Annotated in this window: 7 protein-coding genes; 2 read left to right on the plus strand and 5 right to left on the minus strand. The window is 60.4% G+C overall.

Translation table 11 applies throughout. The features are described from left to right. Positions 1-610 precede the first annotated feature (610 nt). A complete protein-coding gene (locus FJT57_RS16175) occupies positions 611-1,534 on the plus strand; it encodes a winged helix-turn-helix domain-containing protein (protein ID WP_049983728.1) in 924 nt (307 codons plus the stop codon). After that, the gene (locus FJT57_RS16180; protein ID WP_135806887.1) at positions 1,531-2,343 is read left to right on the plus strand and encodes a DUF6036 family nucleotidyltransferase; all 813 of its coding nucleotides are present in this window, start codon (positions 1,531-1,533) and stop codon (positions 2,341-2,343) included. Before FJT57_RS16175 ends, FJT57_RS16180 begins: the two co-directional genes overlap by 4 nt. Before the next feature lie 165 nt (positions 2,344-2,508). Here the strand turns inward: FJT57_RS16180 and FJT57_RS16185 are convergent, their stop codons facing one another. From FJT57_RS16185 to FJT57_RS16205, 5 genes are all read right to left on the minus strand, one after another. Continuing rightward, positions 2,509-2,832: a DUF7558 family protein gene (locus tag FJT57_RS16185; RefSeq protein ID WP_049983726.1), complete on the minus strand. Its 324-nt coding sequence runs from the start codon at positions 2,830-2,832 to the stop codon at positions 2,509-2,511. After that, positions 2,832-3,122 carry a hypothetical protein gene (locus tag FJT57_RS16190; RefSeq protein ID WP_049983725.1) on the minus strand — a complete coding sequence of 97 codons (291 nt, stop codon included), beginning with the start codon at positions 3,120-3,122 and terminating at the stop codon, positions 2,832-2,834. Before FJT57_RS16190 ends, FJT57_RS16185 begins: the two co-directional genes overlap by 1 nt. Positions 3,123-3,342: 220 nt before the next feature. Further along, positions 3,343-3,783, minus strand: a complete 441-nt coding sequence (locus FJT57_RS16195) for a hypothetical protein (protein ID WP_049983724.1) — start codon at positions 3,781-3,783, stop codon at positions 3,343-3,345. Between the two features lie 74 nt (positions 3,784-3,857). Further along, the gene (locus FJT57_RS16200) at positions 3,858-5,111 is read right to left on the minus strand and encodes a phage NrS-1 polymerase family protein (protein WP_144906863.1); all 1,254 of its coding nucleotides are present in this window, start codon (positions 5,109-5,111) and stop codon (positions 3,858-3,860) included. Positions 5,112-5,499: 388 nt separating this feature from the next. Further along, positions 5,500-5,980, minus strand: a 481-nt coding sequence (locus FJT57_RS16205) for a primase-like DNA-binding domain-containing protein (RefSeq protein WP_238994036.1), incomplete at its 5' end; no start/stop codon positions are given.

Below are 5,980 nucleotides of genomic sequence, written 5' to 3' on the forward strand. Positions count from 1 at the left end.
CTTGGGGCGCGAGCGAGAGCGCGCCATAGGGAGGCCACTCAACCAGCACCGCGCGCCGACCCGCCCGGAGCGAGCGGCCAGCGGGATATGCCCGCTCGTGTCCGGCCCGATGTGCGGGTCCGTGTCCAGGGCGACTGTCGCCGAGAACGCGCGCCGCGGTGTGGCGCGCGACAGCGCAGGCGGCACCAAGCGCTGGAACGCGAAAGCCCGCAAGGGGCGCAACCGACGGGGATACCCGCTGGCGCCGAGGGCACATGCATTTTAGCCCGGAACGGGCGCGGGCGGTGCGGAGAGCGCCCGCACGCCCGGAATGGTCGGTCGCGAGCGACGCGGAGGGCGGAACGCGGCGAGCGGTGCGGGCCATAACGGACACACCTGTCCACCCAGCCGCGACACTCAGCGACCCAACTACTGCCCTGGCGGACTCAGAAAGGGCGAGGCCGTCTCGGTCACCGGGAAAGCAGGCTCTCCCGAGCTAACGGGCGGCGCGCCGCCCGTGAACGGCCGAGGGCCTTCATCGTGTTGCTCACCCAGCAACCTCAGCTGAGTCAGTCATACTCGTTGCGAGATAGCGAAGTTATTTAAATATCGGTTCGTATCTACGCAACAGATGCTTACCGAAGGCGAGGTTCGCGCGCTCACCGTCCTTCACGGTGAGCAGACAGTCTCCGAATTTGCGACCCAGCTGGACCGCAGTCTCAGCTACACGTCTGAACTTGTCGATCGTCTCGAAGCGACCGGACTCGTCGAGACGCGTCGACAAGGGAAAACAAAGCAGATCCGGCCATCGGACGCGAAAGCACTCGAACTCCTCGCAGACATCACCCAAGAGTATTCGCACATCGACTGGCCTGAACTGTTGTCGGGTGCGACGCTCCGCGTTCTCTACTATCTTGAAACACCGCGGGTCGTAATGGAGCTCGCACGCCGGGCCAACATTCACAGGAGTACCGTCCATCGCGCCCTCGATCCACTTCAGCATCGAGGGATCATCTACGAAACTGACGAGGATGCATATGTGCTGAACGAGGGATTCGAACAACTGAGTACGCTTGCTCGGGAACTCGTTCACCACGACCATCGCCAGACCGTCGAACAACACACCGACACCTACACGATTCTCTGGGAGTCACTCGACGAGTTCCTCGTCCAGACCGCAGATGAGATTACCGCCGAGGACTTCCTTTCGACGGGGCCAGAGCGTTTCCAGACCTACGACCTGCCCCTTCTGGCCCGCGACCGTCGGTACTATTTCCATTCAGAGACGATGAATGATCTCTCGCCGGCGATGCTGTGCTGTCATATGCTCGTAATCGATTCGGGCGCACGTACCCAGTCATACTGTCTGCTCCTGCTCAGCCACGTTGACGTCGACCGTGACGAACTGCGTGACCAGGCCACAAAGTACGGCGTCGACGATCTCGTCGAGGACTTGCTCACGTATCTCGACACGAGTGGCGAGGAGCGGGCATCTCGACTTCCCGAGTGGGAAGAGTTCCAAGAATTGGCTGCGGACTACGGGGTGTCAGCATGAGGGCGCGATTCGACAGTTCGTACATTCGGTCGGAACTCGAGCGCATCGGCGAGCAGCTAGACGACCCACTCACTGTCTTCTTGATCGGCGGTGGGGCAATGGCGTTCCAGGATCTCAAGACCACTACCAAGGATATCGATCTCATCGTCGCATCCGGTGATGACCTCGGGCAGCTCCAAGCAGTACTGCTCGAACTTGGTTACGATATCGTTCGGGAACCGGACGAAGAATACGAAGCGCTCGGTGCTCAGCGAATCCTCGAGAACGATGATGGGTGTCGAATCGACATCTTTCACCAGCAGGTAATCGATAAACTGGTTCTTTCTGACGGGATTCGGAAGCGTAGCGAGCGGTACCTCAACCCCAGCAACTTGGTGGTCGAACTCGTGAGCCCAGAGGACATCTTCCTATTCAAGGCGGTCGCCGGACGGGTGGACGATATCGAAGATATGTTTTCGCTGCTGCAGACTGACCTCGATTTCGACGTCGTCGAAGCAGAACTCGCCGCGCAGATCGACCTCTTGGATCAAGAGCTATTCGTAACATACGTGAACGAGGCGTTGGCCGATCTCACCGAGCAACACAACGTGAGGACACCCCTGCATGAGCCGGTCGCGGAGATTACAGAGCGCGTATACGAGGAACTCGAAGTGCTTCACGCCCTCGACGAACCGAAATCTATGCCTGCCCTCCAGCAGGAACTCGATTACACCACGGTTGAATTACAGGATATCGTGAGTCGTCTCGAGGAGAAAGACGCAGTCAAGGGAACCGCTGATCGCATCGAGCGTCTTTCGACGACGATCTGACGGCGAGGGATACCGGAATCTATGGCGTAATGCCAAGCGGTGCGGCTTATTGGATACTTTCCCTATCCATGGATAGGGAGACTCCCCATTAGTCGCGGTCAAGCGCGACGTCGACTTCGTCAACGAGGTCCTCCATGGAAACGGTGTAAGCGTCGGCAATATGTCTCACTCAACGAGATGCTCATCGAGGTCGTGCGTCCAGTACGTCGCGGGCCCGCCAGGACTACATCGCGCACACAGCTGCAGCGGCCCCTCGAGATGGCCGAGTTCCACACGGAAGCGCGTGAGCGCCGCGAGAGCGTCGACGACGAGCCCACAGCCATCGCAGGCGTAGCGATCGCGCTCGTTGGGGTCCGGCTCCATCTGGATCGCGCAGTCGACGCAGATGGGGTGGGTGACCCGCTCATCTTCCCCCCATGTGTGGGCCTCGCCAGTCTCGGTGCTGGGCGGAGCGTCGCAGAACGCACACCCTGTAAGCGTCTGCTGCATTACTCCGCCTCCGCGTCGGCGTCGCGGCCGGCCGTCCAGCCACGGTGGAAGACGGCCAATTGCGTCGTCGAGTCGAAGGTAGTAACACTCGGCTCGTGAACGAGAACGCGATCCTCGGGAACGGGTGTGACGACGTCCGCGTCGATGAGGTCGTCGACTAGGCTGCGGGCCGTTGCGTCGTCGACGTCCGCGGTCGCGACGCTCGCGGCGTCACGGTCCTGTGCGAGGAGTTCGGTTTCGAGCTGTTCGTGGTCGGCACTCGTGTCGTCGTGAGGATCGGGACCAACCATGGTGAATCACGCCGCGCACGCTCTCGCGCGCTGCACGCCTCCCGGCGCCGATAAACAGCCCAGTCGGAGGGCGTCAGTCCGACCCTGGGTCGCGGTACTCGAAAACGGCAACGTCGCGGAGGGATAGGGCGGTGGGCGTGGGTTGAGGGCATAAATTCTGGCAACGTCATTAACCAACACTTCGACAGAACTGGTCCCGAGTGTTGGTTAAGAGTGTGGCCTATGGAGTCCGGAGTTCCTGAACCGGCTTCACGGTGAACGTGTCCGGCTCGCTGGCTGCTGCTTCTCGTGTGCGTTCCGCTTGTGAGGCTGCCGACCGGGTGAGCTGGGTGACGAGTTCGTCGCGAACGATCTCCCGAGGAACGGTTGTCTCGTGCCAGCCCAGCCGGGCGTCGAAGTGCCGCTTTTGGAACTGCTCGCTGACGTCGTCGACGGCGACGTACTGCGTGTGGTTTGTCCCCCGGACCTGGTGGGTGACGACGACTGCCCCCACGTGCTCGTGCGTCAGCTCGATTAGGGCACACTCCACGAGCGCGACGAGCGACGCGTGATCGCGGTCGTTCGGGATCGCCACCTCGAGGTCTGCCCACGGAGCCTCCCCGTCGGAGTTGGTTGCTGCTTGCTGTACCGTCTGCGTTTGGGTCGTACGTTCCGAAGCCATCGTCTATCGGGGGCACGTGATGTACCCCGCCGCCCCCTGGCGGGGGTGACAGACGTGCCGCTGCGGTCGCAACGCTACTTGGACCGACCGCCGAATAACCGACCCAACAGTGAGGATGACTCTGACTCACTACTGTTCTCACTCGTAGTAGCGGCGTGCTCGCCCTGGCACTCCTCCTCCTGGCCACGGGTGGCAAGTTCGTCAGTGAGTCGCTTGACCTCCGCTTCGAGAGCGTCGATGCGCTCGGTTTTCTCCGTGAGTGTCGCCTCGAGCTCGTCGACGCGGTCGCTCAAGATCTGGTTCTTCTCGGCGAGATATGCGCGACTCCGCTCCGAGTCAGCAGCGCCGACGTCTGGCGACGATGTGGCGGGGATCTCGTCCGCGGTATCGTCGCCGGCGTCCGGGTCGTAGAACTCCGAAGTAGTCGCAATTGCTCGCTCGATGGTCTTCTCCCCATACGTCGACCCATCAGCGTAGTGGACCTCGTCCCACTTCTCTCGCATCAATCCCGACTGGCGAAACAGGTGATCCATCTGCGTCCGGTCGCCGCCGGTCCAGAACGCCAGCAGACAGCACAGCGCCATGTCGGCCTCGGACTGGCTGTCGTAGCCGGCTGTGTTCCCGTTCCAGAGCCGCTCGAACTTCTCGCCGTTCGATGCGTTTCGCGCTTTCTCGAGGAGGTCCTCGTCTTCGAGGTCGACGTCAACGCCGGCTGCACCGGTCGTCGGTGACTCGTCGTCAGCGCTACCACGCTGTTCGGACTCTGCTGCCGTGTCACGCTCTGTCTCCTGAACGTACTCACGGTGAATCGCTCTGAGCGCGTCCTGTCGACGTGCGACGCACGTTGGTGTCCGCTCGACGTGATCGCCAGTGACGGTGAAAAATCGTGCCGTGTCGTACAGTTCGATGCTCCCGCGACGGTTCCGCCCCTCGGGAAGTTCGCCCCTGATGAGGACGTGATAGCCGGTGCCGGACGGTGACACCTCCGTATAGGAGTCGAGGCGCTCGATGATGTCTAGTGCCGCGTCGTCGACGTCGCCGGTTTCAGGATCACGGCAGTCGTCCAGGTCGACACCGACGATGGGATCGTCGTCGGTAAACACGAACCCAACGCCATCGGCGTGTGCCGTCTCGGTGTAGTCGAGCGCTGTCTCGAAGCTCGCCCAGGTCTCCGACTCTGTTGATGACGCGAACCCCCCACCTCCCGGCGTCACCGGAATCTTCGTCGACTTGCCGTCCCGCTCCTCTTCGCGCCAGCACACCCACTGGTCCCGTTCGCGTAGCGTCTCCGGAATCGCCTCCGATTCGTCGATACTACTCTCACTCATCCTCACATAGCACCTCGCATGGCTCTCACTGGCTCTGAGCCAGCACAGACTTCACGCTGCTCTGCGTGTCGATCCAATCCCTTGGTCCCAACGGGGAACCCCCGTTCTATCCTAGTTGGTTTTTGCCGTAACAGATCATTCAAATCAGTGAAATCCTGGGTCTGAGGCTCCCGATACGTGCATACAGCAAAATCTCTCCAGAATGCTTGTGTTACGGCATTTCGGTTGGTTGCCGTAACCCCTCTCCGTCTGCTGATTTCGGTGCTGCGGAGACGATATGCCTCGATGTTTCCGTAACGCGAGAGGCATTTCCTGTTATGCAAACTCAAATTTACATTTACGATATATTTGGCGCTGAGTGTGGATTGCATTGTATTCCCCTCCAGATCTATTCTGATTTGAGTGCAAGCCCCTCGTAGTATCGAACAGAGTCGCCGTTCTCATTGTCTGTGTTCCGCTCGAACGTGACATAGTTCCCGAGGCGACGGCCGAACCAGGGTTTGCTATCTGTATCAATCCCGTGAGCCTCAGCCCACTGCTCGTAGATTTCGTAGACATCTCCGGCGGCTACTCTGCTTTCCGGATCTTCGACGAGGTGTGTCTCTGCGAATCGCTCAACAACCGCCTCTGGATCCTCAGCAATATCGTCAATCGATGGCTGAGGCGCCTGCTGAATATGGTCTGCCTGTTCTCCTGTCGTTTCTTCGCACCCACTTGTGGTGACGGTATCGAGTAAGGTGTCCATCGAGTACGTACCGTCAGTATCGTACACGACCGGGTTGCCTTCTTCAGGGAGAATGACGATAGCGTACGACGTGGGGCTATAATCGGGTGTCTGGAGTTCGGCTTCGGGGACGAATGGCTTCTTG

The organism is Halobellus captivus (assembly GCF_007655485.1).
GTDB lineage: Archaea > Halobacteriota > Halobacteria > Halobacteriales > Haloferacaceae > Haloquadratum > Haloquadratum captivum.